General features: G+C 44.6%; 13 protein-coding genes. 9 read left to right on the plus strand and 4 right to left on the minus strand.

Going from position 1 to position 19,823, the window contains the following annotated elements; all coding sequences use genetic code 11:
- Positions 1 to 21: 21 nt before the first annotated feature.
- Both QUA45_RS05020 and QUA45_RS05025 read left to right on the plus strand, forming a co-directional pair.
- Positions 22 to 1,830, plus strand: coding sequence for a PAS domain-containing sensor histidine kinase (locus QUA45_RS05020; protein ID WP_333219783.1), 1,809 nt, complete (start codon positions 22 to 24; stop codon positions 1,828 to 1,830).
- 312 nt (positions 1,831 to 2,142) lie between these two features.
- Positions 2,143 to 2,640, plus strand: coding sequence for a hypothetical protein (locus QUA45_RS05025; RefSeq protein WP_333095139.1), 498 nt, complete (start codon positions 2,143 to 2,145; stop codon positions 2,638 to 2,640).
- An 81-nt stretch (positions 2,641 to 2,721) separates the two neighbouring features.
- On the opposite strand, the gene QUA45_RS05030 is transcribed toward QUA45_RS05025, so the two are convergent.
- Complete coding sequence (locus QUA45_RS05030; protein ID WP_333095138.1) at positions 2,722 to 3,213, minus strand: WbuC family cupin fold metalloprotein; 492 nt, start codon at positions 3,211 to 3,213, stop codon at positions 2,722 to 2,724.
- A 94-nt stretch (positions 3,214 to 3,307) separates the two neighbouring features.
- On the opposite strand from QUA45_RS05030, the gene QUA45_RS05035 reads away from it, so the two are divergent.
- Positions 3,308 to 4,513: a tetratricopeptide repeat protein gene (locus tag QUA45_RS05035; RefSeq protein ID WP_333219785.1), complete on the plus strand. Its 1,206-nt coding sequence runs from the start codon at positions 3,308 to 3,310 to the stop codon at positions 4,511 to 4,513.
- Between the two features lie 342 nt (positions 4,514 to 4,855).
- On the opposite strand, the gene QUA45_RS05040 is transcribed toward QUA45_RS05035, so the two are convergent.
- Positions 4,856 to 10,396 (minus strand): protein kinase domain-containing protein, encoded by a 5,541-nt coding sequence (locus QUA45_RS05040; protein WP_333219787.1) that lies wholly within the window; start codon positions 10,394 to 10,396, stop codon positions 4,856 to 4,858.
- A 531-nt stretch (positions 10,397 to 10,927) separates the two neighbouring features.
- Between QUA45_RS05040 and QUA45_RS05045 the strand changes: the two genes are divergently transcribed.
- The 5 genes from QUA45_RS05045 to QUA45_RS05065 all read left to right on the plus strand — a co-directional run bounded on the left by QUA45_RS05045 (position 10,928) and on the right by QUA45_RS05065 (position 16,190).
- Positions 10,928 to 11,260 (plus strand): hypothetical protein, encoded by a 333-nt coding sequence (locus QUA45_RS05045; protein WP_333148390.1) that lies wholly within the window; start codon positions 10,928 to 10,930, stop codon positions 11,258 to 11,260.
- A 643-nt stretch (positions 11,261 to 11,903) separates the two neighbouring features.
- Positions 11,904 to 12,125: a hypothetical protein gene (locus QUA45_RS05050; protein ID WP_333095132.1), complete on the plus strand. Its 222-nt coding sequence runs from the start codon at positions 11,904 to 11,906 to the stop codon at positions 12,123 to 12,125.
- Positions 12,083 to 12,445, plus strand: coding sequence for a type II toxin-antitoxin system PemK/MazF family toxin (locus QUA45_RS05055; protein WP_333219789.1), 363 nt, complete (start codon positions 12,083 to 12,085; stop codon positions 12,443 to 12,445). Before QUA45_RS05050 ends, QUA45_RS05055 begins: the two co-directional genes overlap by 43 nt.
- An 86-nt stretch (positions 12,446 to 12,531) precedes the next feature.
- A complete protein-coding gene (locus QUA45_RS05060) occupies positions 12,532 to 14,775 on the plus strand; it encodes a TOMM precursor leader peptide-binding protein (protein WP_333219791.1) in 2,244 nt (747 codons plus the stop codon).
- Between the two features lie 8 nt (positions 14,776 to 14,783).
- The gene (locus tag QUA45_RS05065) at positions 14,784 to 16,190 is read left to right on the plus strand and encodes a SagB family peptide dehydrogenase (protein WP_333219793.1); all 1,407 of its coding nucleotides are present in this window, start codon (positions 14,784 to 14,786) and stop codon (positions 16,188 to 16,190) included.
- A 274-nt stretch (positions 16,191 to 16,464) separates the two neighbouring features.
- On the opposite strand, the gene QUA45_RS05070 is transcribed toward QUA45_RS05065, so the two are convergent.
- A complete protein-coding gene (locus QUA45_RS05070) occupies positions 16,465 to 18,102 on the minus strand; it encodes an FAD-dependent oxidoreductase (RefSeq protein WP_333219795.1) in 1,638 nt (545 codons plus the stop codon).
- Positions 18,103 to 18,399: 297 nt separating this feature from the next.
- Entirely contained in the window at positions 18,400 to 19,272 is an 873-nt protein-coding gene (locus tag QUA45_RS05075) for an S-methyl-5'-thioadenosine phosphorylase (protein WP_333219797.1), read from the minus strand.
- Between the two features lie 209 nt (positions 19,273 to 19,481).
- Between QUA45_RS05075 and QUA45_RS05080 the strand changes: the two genes are divergently transcribed.
- Positions 19,482 to 19,688 (plus strand): hypothetical protein, encoded by a 207-nt coding sequence (locus QUA45_RS05080; RefSeq protein WP_333069727.1) that lies wholly within the window; start codon positions 19,482 to 19,484, stop codon positions 19,686 to 19,688.
- Positions 19,689 to 19,823: the final 135 nt, after the last annotated feature.

Here is a 19,823-nt window from a genome sequence, read left to right on the forward strand (position 1 = left end):
AAATCTAAAATCTAAAATGCTATGAACTATTTGGGCAATGCAAAATCCGTTCAGGCGTTAACGGTTTACGAGGTGTGGCGCGATCGCTTCCTCCGAGAGCGGCTGCGCCCTGCAGTCGGAATTGCCATCTTTTTTGCCTTCACAATAACGGTCTATTTTCTAGGCGAAAGATTCTTCGCTCACCAGGAGTTTGAAAGTGTTTATTTGTACACGAGCGCTGCTGTAGAATTGGGTTTGTTGACCTGTTTTGTGTTGCAAAAAACCTCCTTTGGACAGCGCTATCCCGGTTTGCTATTTTTGGCTTTTTCGTGGTCGCTGACTGTGGTTGTACAGCTTGGGCTAGCTGTCGCACAAGCCGGGGAATTACCAATTTTTACTTGGATTTTAGCGTTTTTGATCCAAGCTACGCTGATCCCCGTCCGCTGGCGCCTCCACCTGATTTCTCAACTCGGCGTTTTGTGTTGCCACGTCGGGATAAATTTGGTTTTAAATCTAAGTTTTGCTAAGTATACTCCTTTTAAGTTGACCGGGTTGTACTTATATTTGTTTTGGATTTGTTTGATTTGCGATTTGTCGGTTTATTGGTACGAATGTCTGCAACGGAAAGAGTTTAGTACCAGGCGTGAGTTGGAATCTGCTTACCAGCAGTTGGAGGTGGCGGAGGCGAAGTACCGCAGCATTTTTGAGAATGCCGGCGAGGGAATTTTTCAAAGCACTCCCGATGGTCGTTATATTACTGCAAATCCAGCTTTGGCGAGGATTTACGGCTGCGATTCTCCCGAAGAAGTGACAGCAAAGTTTACTGATATTGAGCGGCAGTTGTACGTCGATCCGGCTCGCAGAAAGGAGTTTTTGCGAGCGATAGAGGAAAGCGGCACAGTATCGGATTTTGAATCTAAAATTTACCGCTCAGACGGCAGTATTGTCTGGATTTCTGAGAAGGCGCGGGCGGTACGGGACAGCAGCGGCGCCGTGCTTTATTATGAGGGTTTAATTGAGGATATCACGCAGCGCAAACAGGCACAAGAATCGCTGCGGATGTTTATCCACGCTCTTTCTCACGACTTGCGAAACCCGGTGGCGGGAATGTTAATGGTGCTGAAAAATTGGCAGACGAAACCTGGGGATTCGATCGCAATTCCCCGTTCTATTTTGGAGCGGATGATTCAAGGTAGCGAGCAGCAATTGCGCTTGATAAATTCGCTGTTGGAAGTTCACGCCGGGGAATTGCGCGGTTTTGTTTTGCACTGCAAATCGGTTGATTTGAGGGCGCTAGTTGAAGCTGCTGCGACAGATTTGGAGCCTTTAATGAATGAGGGTAAAGCTACTTTTAAAAATTTGGTTCCGGATGATTTGCCAGCCGTGAATGCTGACAAAACTCAGTTGTGGCGCGTGTTATCCAATTTAATTTCTAATGCTTTGAAACACAATCTACCGGGATTGAGTTTAACAGTTTCGGCTCAAGTAATCCAGGCGGATAAATTAATTATAAATCAAAGCACAGCAAAGCAAGACACCGACAAGTTACCGATTACCAATCCACAATCCCCCATTACCAATCCACAATCCCCAATCCCCAATCCCGGAGCTAGGATGATTTATTGTACCGTGGAAGATGACGGGGCGGGAATATTGCCGGAACAGTGCGAACATCTTTTTGACCTTTACGTTAGGGGCGATCAATCCCGACACTCGGTTGGTTTGGGTTTGGGTCTCTATCTTTGTCGGCAAATTATAGGTGCTCACGGCGGCCAAATTGGGGTAATTAGCACTCCCGGTGCAGGGGCAAGTTTTTGGTTTACTTTGCCACTGGCTGAGAATTTCAGGTGATTTTTTGTATTTTTAATTACATTTTACCTAGCAATCGTGCCAGATATTTAGAACGTTATTAATTGCTGAAACCATTGCGAAATATGCTCTTCCTTCTGCCTGCAGCTATACTTTTGTTGTGCCGTCGCAGGTGCTTTTTGAGTTGTGCAAGCCAAATCTGTCGATCGGACTATTTCGATCAGACTATTGATATTAATTTAAAACCATGGTATATTTACCCAAAGTTTTTAAACGAAAAATAAATTTCCGATATTCACATTTTCTTTAGAAAGATCATTTAATCTAGAAAATCTCTAAAACTAGATAAAAAATATGCAATTTATGTTTGTCGAGCAAAGCTCAGAAAATACAGCTAAAGACGATGCAGCTAAGTACGAATCAGCTAAATATAACGAGCGGTCGTTCTCAACTTTAATGCGGGCGCTCCGTCTTTCCCAAGGTTACTTTTCTTTCGTTTTAGTCAACTGTAACTCGCTAACTTTGCGGCAGCAAATAGTCGATCGGCTGCAAGTACATTGTCCCGTGAAACCGCGGCAACTGTTTTTGCCCAAATCGGCGACAACTCTCTACACGACAATTGCAGCAGAAATAGACGGCGAAAAGCCTCCTGCTTTAATGCTCCTCGGTTTGGAATCAGTGGAGGCGATCGATCGATTGCTCATTTCTACCAACCTATTATGCAGCGAATTCAGCAAAAAATTTTCGTTTCCCCTCGTCTTTTGGGTGACGGATGAGCTCCTGAGAAAAATCATTCGTACCGCCCCCGATTTATACAATCGGATGACGACAATTAGATTCATCAGTAATTAGTAATCAGCCCATCGATTTGAGATTTGAGAGTTGAGATTTTTAACAGTCAACATTTAACAGTCAACAGTCAACAGTCATTAGTCAAGTGTTAAATTCCGCTTCCCAAATCAGGACTAATTCTCGCGCCTCTGCAGTTCCCTCAGCCGGAAAACCTGCCAAAAAGTCTTTATCGGCCCCCACGTCGTAAGGCCCTTCCTTAAACTCCAAAATCACAGTATCCTGTGTCAAAGCTACTAACGTGTGAATAGTGCCCTCTGGCAGTTCGACAGCGCGAGTCGGGCCCGCAGCGCTGACTCGCAAGGAGCGCAGGATTTGACCGTTTTCGTTCAAAATAACAATACCGACTTCGCCTTGAATCACCACAAAAAACTCAAAACCGTTAACTGCAGGCGGGCGCAGGTGTTGGTGAGGGCGGACGTAAGTGCCTGGTTGCAGCACGTTGACAAACCGCTGCACTTTTTCAGACAAATCGTGGAAATTGTAGTTTTGTCGCTGGCGGGGACTGCGCCGGGAGGAAGCGGCAACTTCGTCTAGCAATTCTTGCGTCAGCAATTTGATCGGAGGGGACTGCACAACAGATATCCTGTATTTAATAGTTTATGAACAAATGGGCTAGTCTGGGATCATCGTTATCAGCATCTCTTGACACATGGAAATCGCAACTCAGGTGCGTATCACTAAGGCAATGCGTTTGTCAAGTATCTTTAGAAAAAGTATTAGCCCGATCGCCCTTTCAACTATTCTAGTCTGCGCCAATAGCGTTTCTGCCTCTGAACCGAGGCCGGCACTGTTGGTTGAGCAGCAATTCTCACAGCAGCCACTTAAAGAAGAAATCCGCGATCGAGTTCAAGAAGAAGTTGACATTGCTTTTGGGCGCACGGCGGTACTGCTGAACGGGCTAATAATTGCCTTAACTTTGTTTCCGACAGCAGCCGGAGTCGGGGTTTGGTTTCTGTTGAGCAAATTGTCCAAGCAGACAACAATTGCTCGCCAAGAAATAGAAAGTCTCCATTACGATACAATCTCTCAATTAAAACTATTAATTTCGGACGCTGAAACTATCTTAGGCGAAATTCAACAGCAAAGTCACCCGGCAGAGGCAGAAACAGACTTGTTATTCCCCGATGCCCAAATTCAAGAATTTGCTCCGGTTAACTATGGCAATTACCAAAAGTTATTGACTGCGGGCGACTATGCTAAACAGGGAGATGCTTGTTTCTTTGAAAACCGTTATCAAGATGCGATCGCGGCTTACGATCAGGCCCTGCAAATTCAGCCGGATTTAGCCGATACTTGGAATAACCGAGGAGTAGTGCTCACGAGAATGCAGCGGTATCCAGAGGCGATCGCCTCTTACGAACAAGCTACTACAATTCGCCCCAATTATCCCGATGCTTGGAACAATCGAGGCGTGGTATTGTTGGAGTTGCAGAAGTACCAGGAGGCGATCGGCTGTTACGAACAAGCAATTCAAGCCAAACCAGATTATGCCGATGCTTGGAACAACCGAGGCGTTGCATTTTCCAAAATGCAGGAGTACGAACAAGCCGTAATTTCTTACAATCAAGCCCTACAAATTAAAAATGATTATACTGACGCTTGGAACAATCGAGGCGTTGCACTCTCCAAATTGCAAAAATACGAAGCTGCGATCGCTTCCTACGACAATGCTGCTAAAATTCGGCCTGACTTTTACAGAATTTGGTACAACAAAGCCAGATGTTATGCCCTACAAGGTAAAATTGAATTAGCAATTGAAAATTTAAAGCGCGCCCTCAATCTCAATCCGAATGTATGTAAAGAGTTGGCAAAAAGTGAAGCTGATTTGGAGAAGATTCGCGAACACGACGCATTCAAGCAGTTGATTAATTGAGCGGAACTAAGCAAATGAGTGGGAAAATACATACAGCCTATTCCAGGTTCATGAAGTGTAGGGACAAAGGTTTTTGCCTTTTCCGGGGATAGAAGGATAGGCGGGGGTACTTCATAAACCGGGAATCTGCTTTAAGTAGTCAAAAGCGAGTGAAACGAAGCTATTGGCTTTCTGTTCGGGCAGTTGTACATTCGGTTATACAGCAATGTTTATTTGTGCCTACCTACTTATATCAAATCCGTTAGCATCGGAATAGTAAATTCGAGTTGACTGTTGACTGTTGACGCCGTGAACAGTCAACAGTCAACAGTCAACATCATTCCGGTGTAACCGGAAATGATATTACTTCTGTTTAATTACAACCAAAGTAATGTCATCAAATACTTTTTGTTCCCCGATGTATCGCCGCACGTCGTCAATCACAGCTTGCTTGATTGCTGCTGCTGACTGTTCCCTGTTAAGGACAACAACTTCAATCAATGGCTCGATACCGTATTGATTTTTCTTCATATCAAAAGCTTCGGTAATTCCATCTGTGTAGAGTATGACAACATCCCCCGAATTCAACTGTATTTCAGTAGAAGCAATGAAATCGGCAATATCTGCTTCCAAGGCGATGGGAAAGCCTAACTCGATGGTATCAATCCGCTCTACTTGGCCGCCGTCACGCACGACAATCACCTCTTCGTGCTGTCCGCTCAAATGCAGGGTGTTGTCCCGATATTCCAGCAAAGAAAGGCTCATATTTTTACCGGAATCCATGCGCTCTACGTTGTCAAAAAGAGTTTGGTTGACTGTCTGCAATAATTTAACGGGGTCGGTTTCCTTGTGAACCAGCAAAGTGCGAATTGCTGTCTGCGCCATAATCATTAACACGCCGCTTTCTAAACCGTGTCCTGTCACGTCGCCGATGCCAATTGTGGCTTTACCGCCGTGATTTAGTACGTCGTAGTAGTCGCCACCAACTTCATCAGCCGGTTCCATGAATGCAGCAATTTCTAGCCCTGCAATTGACTCTAATTCCTGCTGTTGAGGCAAAATCATTTGTTGCAGGCGGCGGGTTACGTCTAGTTCCGCACTCATGCGAAGGTTGTCTACTTTTAGCCGATCGTTCAAAACCAATATTTCTTTATTAGCTTGGGCTAACTGTGCCGTGCGTTCTTCTACTTTTTGTTCTAGGGTTTGATAAAGTTGGGCATTTTCTAAGGCGATAGATGCCTGGGAAGATAGGAGTTTTAAAACTTCTATTCGCGCTGGGGTGAATACTTTTTCTGCTAGGTTGTTTTCTAAGTAAACTACGCCCATGAAGCGACCTTGATTGATGATGGGAGTACAGAGTATGGATTTGGTTTGATGGGCAACAATATAGGGGTCTGCGGCAAACATTGCCTCGGTAGTAGCATTGTTTAAGACGGCAGGTGTTTTGGTTCTTTCTACATAGTTGATGACGCTCATGGGGAGGATTTCGGGGAGGGGCAGATGGGGGATTTGTGAGAGGGTGATGTTGTCGCCTTCGACTTGTCCGACGGCTTCTATGGTGAATGTGTTTGAGTGTTTGAGCAGCAAATATCCGGTTTGTGCGCCGGCATTTTCTATGGCGATTTTAATTAGTTTTGCTAGCAATTCACTGAGGACTATTTCACTGGAGATGGCTTGGGCGGCTTTGAAGACGGAGGCTAAGTCAAATCCTTCGGAATTGCTGCTACTGGTAATGATGGTGGCTAAGGTGAGGCTGGTTTCTGAGGGTTTTTGAGCGTTGATTTTGGCGAAGAATTGCGGATATCGGGTTTCTAAGTCTTTGACTTTGGCTTTGGCTCCCCAGCGGATGTAGCAGTAGTATGCTTCTAGTAGGAAGAAGCGGGCCATGTTTTCTTGGCCGCGAGTTAGGTGAAATTCGCCGGTGAGTTCGTTGGCGAGGGCTTCTTCTTGGGTGTATTGTTGTTCTCTGGCCCCGGTGATGGCCGCATCGTAGAGGGTGATGGCTGCGGGGTAGTCTCCTAAAATTCTCGCTTTTTCTGCTTCTACTAACTCGTATTTGTGTTGGTAGTTGGCGGGGCAATTGTTAGCCCAATGTCTCATTGTTTGTTGATTGGTGGCTACTTGTTCGAGATATTCTGTCTGTTCGGTTTCGCTGACGTGGGGATATTGAGCAAGGAGGCTGAGGGAGTAGTAAAAGTTGAGTTGTGCTGTCACCAGCATCCCTCGAACAGGTGCTTGATATTTATCTGCTTGCCGAGCATTTTCAACGGTGGCTTCGCGTTCTTTAAATAAATATGAAAGTAAAGTTTTAAAAGTGTATATAAAAAATAAGTTATAATAATTATTCATTTGTAATGCCGCTTCAAGAGCCTCTTTTTCATTATATTGATCGCCAGTTAAGTCAGTAGGTCGGTTTGACTGACCCAGTAAATTCAAGTAAAGTTGTCGATACATCTTAATAGCTTCAAAGGAATGAGATTGCTTGAGTTTGCCAATCAAAGATACATACTCTCTGGTTTTAACATCCAGAAAATCTAAGTCGTTACCCGCAAAGAATATATGAAGATTATTTATTAGAATTGCATAGCAGCCATACTCTAAATTTCCGGTTTCTAGCCCACTATTAACAGCCTCTTGCAAAGAGTCTATGGTTGCCCTAACATGGTCTTTCCAGTGTCGAATAGATGAGTTAAAGCAATATAAAACAATTGCTTTTATATTTTTGGCATTGAATTGCTCCAGCAATCTTAAAGATAACTGACCAAATCTATATCCTGAATCAATATCTCCAGAAGCAGTCAAAAAGATACCATAATGAACGTACACACCAGCAGCTAAAGGAGGATTGCCGTAAGTTAAGCAGAGATCCACCATTGCAAATAAAAGCCGCGACAGTAAAGCAGGATTCGTGATATAAGCAGCCGAAGTAACTGTTAAAAGAATCCGAATTGCGGCAAAGTGATAAGGATATGTCATTTCGGGAAGGTTGGCTAAATCCTCAATTTCTTTATTTTCTTCGGCCAGTTTTCTTGAAATTGCCTGAATCAAAATTCCGGGATCTTCCGACATTTCAGACAGCGATATCCCTAATTTTTCCAGAACCTCCAGCCCTGTCTCTATTGCTTCTGAAAACCTGTATTGAGAAATATAAGACTGAATTTTAACTTCATAAACTTTCACCCGATCTAAAAGCGTTTTCGCTTCTTGCAGCACAACTTCTAAAAGCTGTTCCGCCCGTGCAAAATTAGCGTTTAAATATTCAGCTTCTACGGTTTCCACATAGATAGGCAGCGTTAAGTCATAATCACTCTGCCAACTATCGGCAGCCAGCAGTCCCAAACTGAGATTAAAATAATTAACAGCCGCTTCAAAGGCGGCGGAGGCTTTAGCTTTTTGACCGGCAATCAAGTTAAGTTCTGCTAACAGGTTGTTGTCTGACTGGGTGGCTAGTAGCGGTAATGCCTCTGTGGTTGTCTGTATAACAAAATTTAATTGATTAACCAGGGCAAAAATATTGTTTTTGCGTTCTTCTGCTGTGGTATTTTGCAGCAGCAATTGACCGATTTGAAAGTGAGTTGATTTTTTCTCGGTTTCGGGAATCAGAGAATAGGCAGATTGCTGCACTCTGTCGTGCAAGAATTTGTAATCTACTTTCACATCTTGCAGCCGCACTGATTCAGCTTCCGACTCGACAAATACCAGGGGAATTTTGTAGGCTTCGGAGAGGGGCAAAATCAAACCCGCCTGAAGCGCTGGCCACAACTGCGCCCCCGTTACTAATTCTGATGCTTCGTTGACAATTGCTAAAACATCTAAGTTGAAAGTATTGCCAACGCAAGCGGCAAGTTTTAAGGCTTTTTGAGTAACATCTGGTAGTTTTTGAATGTTTCTGGCAATGAGTTCGACAACGTTTAAATCGGTAATGCCAATTGCTTGGATTGCCTCGATATCCCATTGCCATCTGTCGCTGCTGGCTTCATAATGCAGTAGGTTTTCCAAGGCAAGGGTTTTCAGCAGTTGGGTTAAAAAGAAAGGGTTGCCTTGGGTTTTGCTAAACAGGAGTTGGGAAAAGGATTGAATGCGTTTTGTGGCTGCCGATTCATTGAGAGTATCGGCAATCAGTTTGCTAACATGATTTAGCGCTAAAGGTTGGACGGTGATATTGTTGAGATTTGCCCCGGATTCGCGGATTTTTTCTAAGGTTTGAATTAAAGGATGAGTGGGGTTGACTTCGTTATCGCGATATGCTCCAATAATTAACAAAAATTGGCTATCAGAGTCACTCATCAGCAGTTGCATCAGTTTCAGGGAGGCTGCATCTGCCCACTGCAAGTCATCTAAAAACAGGACAACGGGGTGTTGGGGCTGACAAAAGACTTTGAGGAATTGTTGAAAAACTCGATTGAAGCGGTTTTGTGATTCTGTTGGCCCTAATTGTGGCACTTCTGGCTGCGAACCGATAATAAATTCTACTTCGGGGATGACATCAATAATGACTTGGGCGTTGGGGGTGAGGGCATCTAAGAGTTGATGTTTCCAACTGGCAATTTGTCCGGCATTTTCTGTGAGTAATTGGTTGATTAAGGCTTGAAAAGCTGTGATGATGGCTGAGTAGGGAATGTTACGGTTAAATTGGTCAAATTTGCCGGAAATGAAATAACCCCGCTGGCGAACAATGGGTTTGTGAACTTCGTTGACGATGGCGGTTTTGCCAATGCCGGAATAACCGGATACTAGGATCATTTCGGCATGGCTTTGATCCCCCCCGGCCCCCCTTGATAAGGGGGGGGTAAGAGTGGAGGAGGATTCTGCTTCTGAAGCGTAGCTTTGATCCCCCCCAGCCCCCCTTCTTAAGGGGGGGGTAAGAGGTGTTGGGGTAAGAGGGGATTCTGCTGGTTCTAAAGCCCCCTTAGTAAGGGGGTTGGGGGTTATAGATGTCGGGGTTATAGAGGAGTGGCTAATTCTTTCAAAGGCGGCTAGTAATTCTATTACTTCCTGTTCGCGGCCGTAAAGTTTTTGTGGAATCAGGAGTTGGCTACCTTTGTCGCGGGTGGCAATGGCAAAAGGTGCTATTGTTCCCGTAGCAAGCAACTGATTTAAACAAGTTTCTAAGTCAAATTTTAATCCCGCTGCGCTTTGATATCTCTCTTCGGCGGTTTTGGCTAAGAGTTTCATTACAATATCAGAAATAACTTGGGGAATTTCTCTGATTTCACAAAGTGGTAAAGGCTGTTTAGCTAAGTGACAATGTATTAATTCCATCGGCTCGACCGTGGCAAAAGGTAACTGACCCGCCAGCAGTTCGTATAAAGTCACTCCTAAAGAATAATAGTCGGTTCGGTAATCTACGGAGCGGTTCATTCGCCCCGTTTGTTCTGGGGAGAGATAGGCGAGAGTACCCGCCAGTTCCGAGGGATTGCTCACAGATTGATTTTCTTGTTGCAGGCGGGAGGAAATGCTAAAGTCAGTGAGTTTGACTTCGGCTGTGGTAGAGTTAATAATGATATTGCCCGGTTTAATATCTTTGTGAATAATCGAATGGCGGTGCAAATAATCTAAGGCATCTATTAAGACAATGGCAATTCTCAGAACTTCTGTTAAAGGGAAGGTTTGGTTAGTAAGTAACTGGTCGAGAGAGGAGCCGCCAAAATCTTCTAAGATTAGGGCAAAGCTATTGCGATAGTTTTCTAGGCTATAGACTTTAGTGATACTAGAACTGTCTAGGGGTTGGGCAATTTTGTATTCATTTCTGAGGCGGGTGACTTCTTCCAGAGTGGGGTACTCGGATTTAAGGAGTTTGACGATAACGGGTTGCTGGTCTGCTTCGCGGTAGCCTCGATAAACCAAACTTTTTACGCCGCTGTGAAGTTCTTGTACAATGCGATATCCGTTAAGTCCGAGCATAGTCCGTGCGCTATTTGGTATTGTACTTGTTAGTGATATTAACCTATCGGGAGTGAAAACCACTGTATCATCAAGAAAATCCGTAAAAATTCACATTTTGCACCACGATAAAAAAGCTGTAGGGGCTGGTTCGCCAACAATATATAACGATAACCAACAATCTAAATAAACCCGCCCAACCCCACCAATCGCCCACATCAACCAGAAATTTGCATCGAATATTAGTATGTGGATGATGATTGTTCGTTGGGTGGGGCGGGTTTTCGAGATTGTTTGTTTTTGGCGATTATGGTTGGCGAACCCGCCCCTACAGCATTTAGGATGATACAATTCCCAGTCAAAGGGAAATGATATTATTTCTCTTTCTCAAAAAAGGGCGATCGCCAGTTTCCTAGACTTTGAAGCCTTGGGCTTTGCCGACTGTAAACCAGGGTGCGGTCAATAGTTGCCGATCGAAACTGTAGAGAACGCATCTGCTATACAATAACAGCAAAATCTATATTTCCCGCAAAAGGGAGCTAGGAGAAAATTATGGCTTTTCCCCAGGATTGGAGAAGTTGGGAAACACAAATAGCCCGACTGATTGGTCAAGCATGGTTGGACGAAGCTTTATATAATCGGCTACTCAACGAACCCGCAGCCACGCTGCGAGACAATGGGTTAATTTTGGAAGATTTCGTAGAAGTCCAAGTAAATCAGGCTCCCGATGCAGTTCCCATCCTTCGAGGTACTTCAGGGGAAACGGTGATTTATGTCCTACCCCTACCTCTCAAACCTGACGATCTGACAGACGAACAGATTAGCAATTGGATTGATGGGCGGGCTGAGATATTACCAGGCGGACTTAGGGTCTGTTGCTCCTAAAGTTCCTTTAGCTTAGCGCAGGCTGCACCTGTAGCTTGCCAGTTTTTCGGCCCCGCTTGTTAGTCGTAGCGGGGCTACTTCAGGAGAGTAGGTGTTTCCGCAGTTGACAAGCGGATGAGGCTGTTGTACTGTATCGGCATTAATTGCCAGAACAAGATTAGGTTGATCTAACAGAGGAATATAATTATATCAGTTTTGCAACAAGATTTGACGGCGAGCGAACAGGAAATGTCGAAGGCGATCGCGCAGGCTTGGTTAAGTGGAACTCTCTAGTCACAGCGGGGTCGATCGAGGAGAGTTAGCTTTTCGGGCGATCGACTATAGTTAATTTATAGATTTAAATTTTTAAGAATATGGAAACCGTAAATAGCGATCGGGCTAAAACGAAAAAGATTGAATGAGGAGGCGATCGCACAAATTGTGGTACACACAATCTTGTCGTAGGTAAGGTGCGTCGCCACCGGTCAAACAGCAAGTTCCATTTAACCTCTCACAGATCCGCACCCTACAAAACTTGAGGAGAGGAAGCTTTTCCGGGGATAAAAACTGGCAAGCGCGATCGGACTTGACAAGAGGACGCGGCGGTTGTAATTTGTCACAATTATTGCTAAAATTAAGAGTAAAAAATTATTCTGATTAGCCAATGAGCAACATCTCTATCAGCTTACCAGATGACTTAGTTACCTATGTCAGTCAAAAAGCGCCAAACCCCAGTGCTTTGATAGAATCTCTCTTGCAACAATGGCGAAAACAGCAAGAAAAACAAGCTTTAGCAGATGCTTGTCAGCTAATTGATGAACTAAATTTAGGATGGGATGAGGAATGGCAGACTCAGGCGATTACCGACTGGGAAGTATCTGGATAGCGAGATTCGATCCGTCAGTCGGAACAGAAATACGCAAAACGCGACCAGCATTAGTTATTTCTGGGTCGCTGTTTAACGAGGGGCGCTCTAAAGTCACCGTTTTGCCATTTACCTCCGCTCGTCCTCACGATCCTCGGATTTCTGCTGCTGTGATATTTGCACCCGCATCTGCACAAAATGGTTTAGATGCAGACAGTTTGCTAGTCTGTGTTGACCCAATGACTTTCGATAAAAAGAGATTACTACAACAACTCGGTCAACTTGAATCAGATCTGCTTTCCCAAGCTCAAGAGATTTTACAGCGCTATCTTGAATTATAGCGATCGCCACTCTCTAAATCTCAACCGCAATAAGAGCGATCGCTTTACTAAAATCAATCCCAAAATTATATTAAACACCCTTCAGGATGCTCTACCAACCAAAGTTTAAAAATTGCTTCACCGTCGAAATCATCAAATCGGTAGGAGTATTCCTGATCTCCGAGTCAGATTCCTTCGTCCTCTCAGGCCACCTTTACGAACTATTAACCCCCTTAATTAACGGTAACAACACCGCAGACGAAATCGTCAACCAACTGCGAGGTCAAGCCTCACCCGCAGAAATTTACTATACCCTAGCCCTGCTAGAAAAACAAGGCCACCTGATCGAAAATGACACCTCCCTCCCCGAAGAAACCGCCGCCTTCTACACCCTTTTAAACATCTCCCCCCAACAAGCCACATCCCGCCTACAATCCCTCAAAGTAGCCGTCATCTCCTACAGCCAAATCCCAGCCGAAGCTTGTGTCAGCGCCCTAGAAACCCTCGGCATTCAAACCTCGGCCACCGCAGATATCACCGTCATCCTAGCCGACGATTACTTGCAACCCGAACTGGGCGAATTCAACCAAAAAGCCCTTCAAACAGGCAACCCTTGGCTACTCGTCAAACCTACAAGTTCCACAATTGCGATCGGTCCGATTTTCCACCCCGAAAACACCGCCTGCTGGGAATGTCTCGCCCAACGCCTGAGAGCAAATCGCCCCACCCAAAGCTTCATCCAGCGTCAAAAAAACTACTCAAAACCCTTATTAAACCCCCCAGCTTACCTACCTTCCACCATACAAATAAGCTTAAATTTAGCCGCCACAGAACTAGCCAAATGGATTGTCCAAGGCGACAATAAAACCTTAGAAAACACCATAGTTGCCTTTGACACCAAAACCCTCAAAACCACCAATCACATTATAACTAAACGCCCCCAATGCCCCGAATGCGGTCAACTTCCGCCCCAAGAAATCCAGCCCTTTGTCCTCCAAAGCCGGAAAAAAACCTTTACCGCCGATGGCGGACATCGCGGCTTTTCCCCAACCGAAACCCTGCAAAAATTTGACAGCCAAATCAGTCCCATAACCGGAGTTGTGCGCGGTTTACTCAAAGTTCCCCAAACAACCAATGCTTTAACACCGAACTACTTAGCCGGCCACAATTTCGCTACGATGTTCGATGACTTGTACTTCCTCAAAGAAAACTTACGCGGCAGAAGTGCCGGCAAAGGCAAAACCGACGAACAAGCCAAAGCCAGCGCCTTGGGAGAAGGCATTGAGAGATATTCCGGCGTATTTCAAGGCGACGAAATCCGAAAAAAAGGCAGCTATCAAACCATGGGAGAAACCGCAATTCACCCCAATGATTGCATGGGTTTCAGTGAAGTACAATATAGGACTCGCCACGACTGGAATAGAACCTGTAAAAACTTCTTTCAAAGAGTCCCCGAACCCTTCGACACCAGCCGAGAAATTGACTGGACACCAATTTGGTCATTAACTAATCAACGAGTGAAATATCTACCCACAGCTTACTGTTATTACGGCTATCCCAAACCCGAAAAACCCGACTGTTGGGCCGACTCCAACGGTAGCGCCGCCGGCAATACCAAAGAAGAAGCAATTTTGCAAGGATTTATGGAATTAGTCGAGCGAGATAGCGTTGCCTTGTGGTGGTACAATCAAGTTAAAGTCCCCGCCGTTGATTTAGATAGCTTTAACGATTCCTACATTCAAGAACTCAGAAACTATTATCAAAGTATAGACCGCAATCTGTGGGTTTTAGACCTCACCAACGATTTTAACATCCCCGTTTTTGCCGCCCTTTCTCACCGCATCGACAGAGAAATCGAAGATATTATTTTTGGTTTTGGCGCACATTTTGACCCCCAAATTGCCCTGTCTCGCGCTTTAACAGAAGTCAATCAATCGTTACCCGCAGTATTAACCTTTAACAGCGATGGTAGCACAAATTACGGAGTTTCCGACGGCCTCACCGTTGAGTGGTACAAAACCGCCACCCTAGAAAATAAATCTTATTTAACGCCCGATACTTCCCAACCTTTAAAATTACTATCTGACTATCCCCCCTTAGCCAGCGATGATTTAAAAGCCGACGTTGAAAAGTGCGTAAAAATAGCTGAAACATTAGGCTTAGAAACCTTTGTTTTAGATCAAACCCGGCCAGACATTGGGTTAAATGTCGTCAAAGTTATAGTACCAGGAATGCGGCACTTTTGGAAACGCTTAGCACCAGGGCGACTTTATGACATTCCCGTGAAATTAGGCTGGCTAGATGCACCCATCCCCGAACACCAAATCAACCCATTCCCGATATTCTTTTAAGATTAATTATGAGTGAAACCATCCCCCAAATCATCCTAACTTTTAAGCCAGAAATTTCTATAGAGGATGCCGAAAAAGACTTAATTTTAAAAGCCCCCTACATCGACTTTAACCTCAACAAACTCTCCCCCGGAATTGTCGCCGCGATTAAAGTTATTTCTACCGCAGGCGCAACCGAAACAGCCCTAACTCAACTGGTAGTTGCTACCGATGGCAGTTCCGCCCTCGCTAAATTCTACTACTACCTAGAACAATTTGTCATCCTGGGTTTAGTTTACCATACTTTAGAAATTGACGGCAGTGCGATCGCTACAGCCGTGCCCATAGCCACACCCTATAAATGGCAATTATCAGAGACAATTACTGATAACAACTATCAACTTTCGCGCTTTGCCTATTGCCACTCAGAAAAATCCCATTTAGTTGTCGAATCCCCCCTTTCCAAAGCCAAAATTATCCTCAAAGATTGGCGCAGTGCAGCTTTAATCAACGAACTATCGCAACCTAAAGCCATCTCCGATTTAATAACCAAAATTCCGGGAATTTCTGAAGCCACCGCCCGATTATTTCTCAGCTTTTTGCTAACCGCTGAAATGCTATCACCTGTTAACAATGATAGCAGCTTAGAACCAAGTGAAACTCTAACTCAATGGGAATTTCACGATTTATTATTTCACTCCCGCAGTCGCGGCGGCAGACATTCCAATCTGATTGGCAAAACCTTTCGATTTTTAGGAGAAATCGAACCCACACCCGTACTCAAAGCCAAACCTTCCAACGAGATTATCAATCTTTATAAACCTGACATCGACAGCTTGAAACAGACAGATAGACCGTTTACCGCAATTTTAGAATCAAGAAAGACAATTCGGCAACATGGAGAAAAGCCGATTACTGTCGAACAATTAGGAGAATTTCTCTATCGTTCCGCGAGATTGCGCGAGATTGTCCCCAGAGATAACATGGATTGCAGCAATAGACCTTATCCAACCGGAGGCGCTTGCTACGATTTAGAGATTTATACAGCTATCAATTCCTGTGAAAATATTGAGGCTGGCTTGTATTATTATGCACCCGAAGAACACCAACTTTGTAAAATTTCAGGGAAAACAAAGCAGGTAGAAGCATTGCTAAAAAGTGCAGGATTGTCAGTACAGATAGAGGTAGAACCACAGATTTTAATTCTGCTATCCTCTCGGTTTTCGAGAGTAACTTGGGGCTATGAATCAATGGCCTATAGTCTAATATTAAAGCACGTTGGGATTTTGTATCAAACCATGTATTTAGTGGCAACAGCCATGAATCTCGCGCCGTCGGGAGTGGGCGGGGGAAATTCCGAGTTATTTGCAGCAGCAGCCGGATGCGATTATTTTGCCGAATCTTCCGTAGGGGAGTTTATCTTGGGGAGTCGGTGATTAGTTTCCCTTGGTGTCAACTTAAGCTGTCAGTCCGCCCAGTTCTTTCGTCCGCCCGTCAGTCCGCCAGGGAATGAATTCCCTGTCTCAAAGCGAAAGTCCTCTGAAGAGGACTAATAGACATCTCCAACAAAGCGAGTTTTGAACAGGCAAGATGCCTGTTCCACAAGAAATATGGTCGAGGTAGAATGAGTTTTTCAGTCCTCTTCAGAGGACTTTAGCTATTAGCCAGGGAATGAATTCCCTTGCGGTCTGGCGAACAGTAAAATGAATTTTACGACCCCAAATCATAACAGGCTGGCAACCATTCAGGCAGGCTCAAGTTAAAGTTTTCCTCTAACATTAATTCTGCACTATTCAGCGCTCCTTGCACCCATCCTTGCATATTTGAATAGGCTTCGCCACAGACATAAACATTAGCACCATGAATCGGATGTCGCATCTGTTTCATCACTTCCCAGGGCTGACAGCGGGGGTTCCAAGAGTGCCACCCACCCCCGTAGGGATCTTTTTGCCAGTCGATATAAAGGGCGGTATAAGGTTCTGGAATATCTGCTAAATTGTGTAGGGCTTTGAGTTGTCGCTGGGCCGTCCGTACCATATTCTGAGAAGGAACTAAGGGGTCTGTCGCAATAGAACCATCACTTGTCAGAAAAGCTCTCAATTCCCGTGTTTCGCCTAGTTCTCCGCGAAACGCGGGACGTTTTTCTGGCTCATCTGGATTATAAGCCATCGTTCGCCAGAAACCCGCAGCAATATTATCAGGAAACAGGCTTAATAATAGGGAGTTGTGATTGTTCGGATCGCCCCCTTGGGCGCTTTCTGTACCGAAGTAGTAACACTTTTGTATCGGCAAATCTGTAGCTGAAGTACCACCATGAATATCTAGTGCGTGCCACCAAGGAGTATGATAACCGAGGAAAAGTTTGTAAGCGGGATCGCCGCTAACGGTTTGGATATTATCTTGAAAAGTTGAATTGCTAAATAGGAAATTCTGCTGATTTTCTACGGCCAACAGTTCTAGCGATCGCTTCGGCATTGCTAAAATCAGATGTTTCGCGAACACGGGCGGGAGGGAATGACCCGCGCGATCGACAAAATTTAACCTAATCAGCCCTTCTGGAGTGCGATCGAAGGTTTTTAAGCGATGATTTAAGCAAACTTCCCCACCCTCTCTCTCAAATTCTGTCGCGAGGGTTTTCGGTAATGTTTGGTAGCCATCAGCCATCATGTACCAAGTATCGCTGTAGGGAAGAGACATACTTGTAGCGATCGCACTAGCCGCATTCCAAGTACCCAAATCCGAATATAAAAAGCCCGTATCCAAACTGAGATTGTAAGCCTCGTTGCTAATTTCCTTCAGCAACACTTCCCAAATACTCAAATCATACAAGTGTTGACCGTCAATTTTCAGCGTTTCGCGATCGCGCTTCCAATCATCGGAAGCAAAATATTCAGGAGTTAACTCTTTCCCTGGAATCGCCCGCCCAACAGCCAAATCGAACAATTCCTCATAATTTTTACCTTCTTCATGCGGCCGTAAATTATAAGGTACTTTATCAGGTTGGTTAAATTCACTCATCAACAAATGCCGATCGCGAACATATGCCCGTACTCCCGGACTGCTAAAGTCAACAACCGTTGTCTTCAGGTTCAGCAACTTAATCAATTCCCAGACAATAGCCTGAGATTCAGTCACATACATCCCACCCAACTCAGCCTGAACATGAGGCATCCCCGGCATTGTCATTGATAGTAACCGACCACCAATGCGATCGCTCAATTCATAGAGACGAATCTTAGAAGATTTGTGATGAGATGCTAACCGCCAAGCAGCGTAGGCCCCAGAAACGCCACCACCCACAACTGCAACATCAATCATTTGATTTGGCTTAACTGCACTATTACTCATAAGTTCCTAGTAAAATAACACCTAAAAAATTACTTATAGATCGATCAGCGTCAGGACACTTCAATAACCTATTAGCGTCTACTTAGCGTCAAATTACATAAATAGAAAAAACCCTCGTAATAGAATCAGTCATTGGCAAATAGTGATTCACCTCAATTTGATATTGATTTTACGGCATTGCATAATTTTGGGAGGACTCTTGTAGGGGGGACTCTTATAGCCACGCAGAAAAATAAGGGTTTTCAGCTTTGATAAAATTCAAAATCATCCCGCAAATATGCAACGCCTCACTTTCAACTACAAATATTTCTGCAACAACAAACCCATTTTCTCCTTAGTTGCGGCAGGCACTTGATCGAGCCGAGTCAGAATAGCATATTTTAAAGCTGAATGCGACTCGGAAACGGGGGGATTTTCTGTTAACCTCCGTACTGTTTCTTGAATGGCTTTTTGGGCATTTGCTGCATTGCGGTGCAAGTTGGCAACTACCATTTCTACAGTTACGCTGTCGTGATCTTCGTGCCAGCAGTCGTAATCGGTGACTAATGCTAAAGTTGCGTAGGCAATTTCTGCTTCTCTGGCTAATTTTGCTTCCGGCAAATTTGTCATTCCGATGACTGTCGCCCCCCAACTGCGGTAAAGGTGGGATTCTGCTTTTGTGGAAAATGCGGGGCCTTCCATGCAGACGTAAGTGCCGCCCCGGTGGAGGTTAACGTCGGGGAGGTTCAAGGATTCGATCGCACTTGCCAATACTTTAGCCAATTCGCCGCAAACCGGATCGCCGAATGTGATGTGACCGACTATTCCTTCTCCAAAAAAAGTAGAAACTCGATTTTTTGTGCGATCGATAAACTGATCCGGCACTACCATATCTAAAGGTTTCGCCTCAGCTTTCAGAGAACCAACCGCCGACGCTGAGATTAAATACTCAACTCCCAAACTCTTCATTGCATAAATATTTGCCCGGTAAGGCACTTCTGAGGGCAAAAAAGTGTGGTTGCGGCCGTGTCTAGCCAGAAATGCTACCGGCGTACCGTCCAATGTTCCCACAATTGCGGCATCCGATGGCGCTCCAAAAGGTGTATCAATTTTCACCTCTTCAATATCCTTGAGGGCCTCCATTTTATACAAACCGCTGCCGCCGATAATTCCGATTTTTGCTTGTGCCATTTTTACCCTCTGCTGGAGTTTTACCACAGTGATTCTATCGGGCCATCGTTAAGTTGGGGTAAAGATAATTGAAGATTTGGTGACAACAGTCACCCTACATACACTATTTTGTCACTAACTATATGTGATTCTAATCACAAAATGCCTTCACAAAATCTTTAAAAATAAAGGTACATAGTTCTGTTACTTATTTTTAGCGTGTTAAGACCATGACAGTCAGCTCTGCTAACCTCCCCAAAATCTCGATCGAGGCGATCGTCCAGCGTATTTTTGCTTTTCGTCAAATTACCCCCCTTGACAGACGGCTGCTGAAATCAGCCATGCTAGCCCAGAAAGGTCTTAACGAAAAAGACCAGTGTCACATCAACCGAGTTTGTCAGGGCATCCAAAACGGATTGATTTTAGTTGTAGAATAAATTTGCAACACTATCTCTTGCTAACTCAAGAAGCTGTTTTAAAATTTGTGTTTGAGTCTGTATATACTGGAACTGAGTTGGGGCCGAGTTTTACTATTTTTCGGGGCGCGATGGATCAACATTACAAATAATATT

Source organism: Microcoleus sp. Pol12A5 (genome assembly GCF_036701435.1).
In the GTDB taxonomy this organism is placed as follows: Bacteria; Cyanobacteriota; Cyanobacteriia; order Cyanobacteriales; family Microcoleaceae; genus Microcoleus.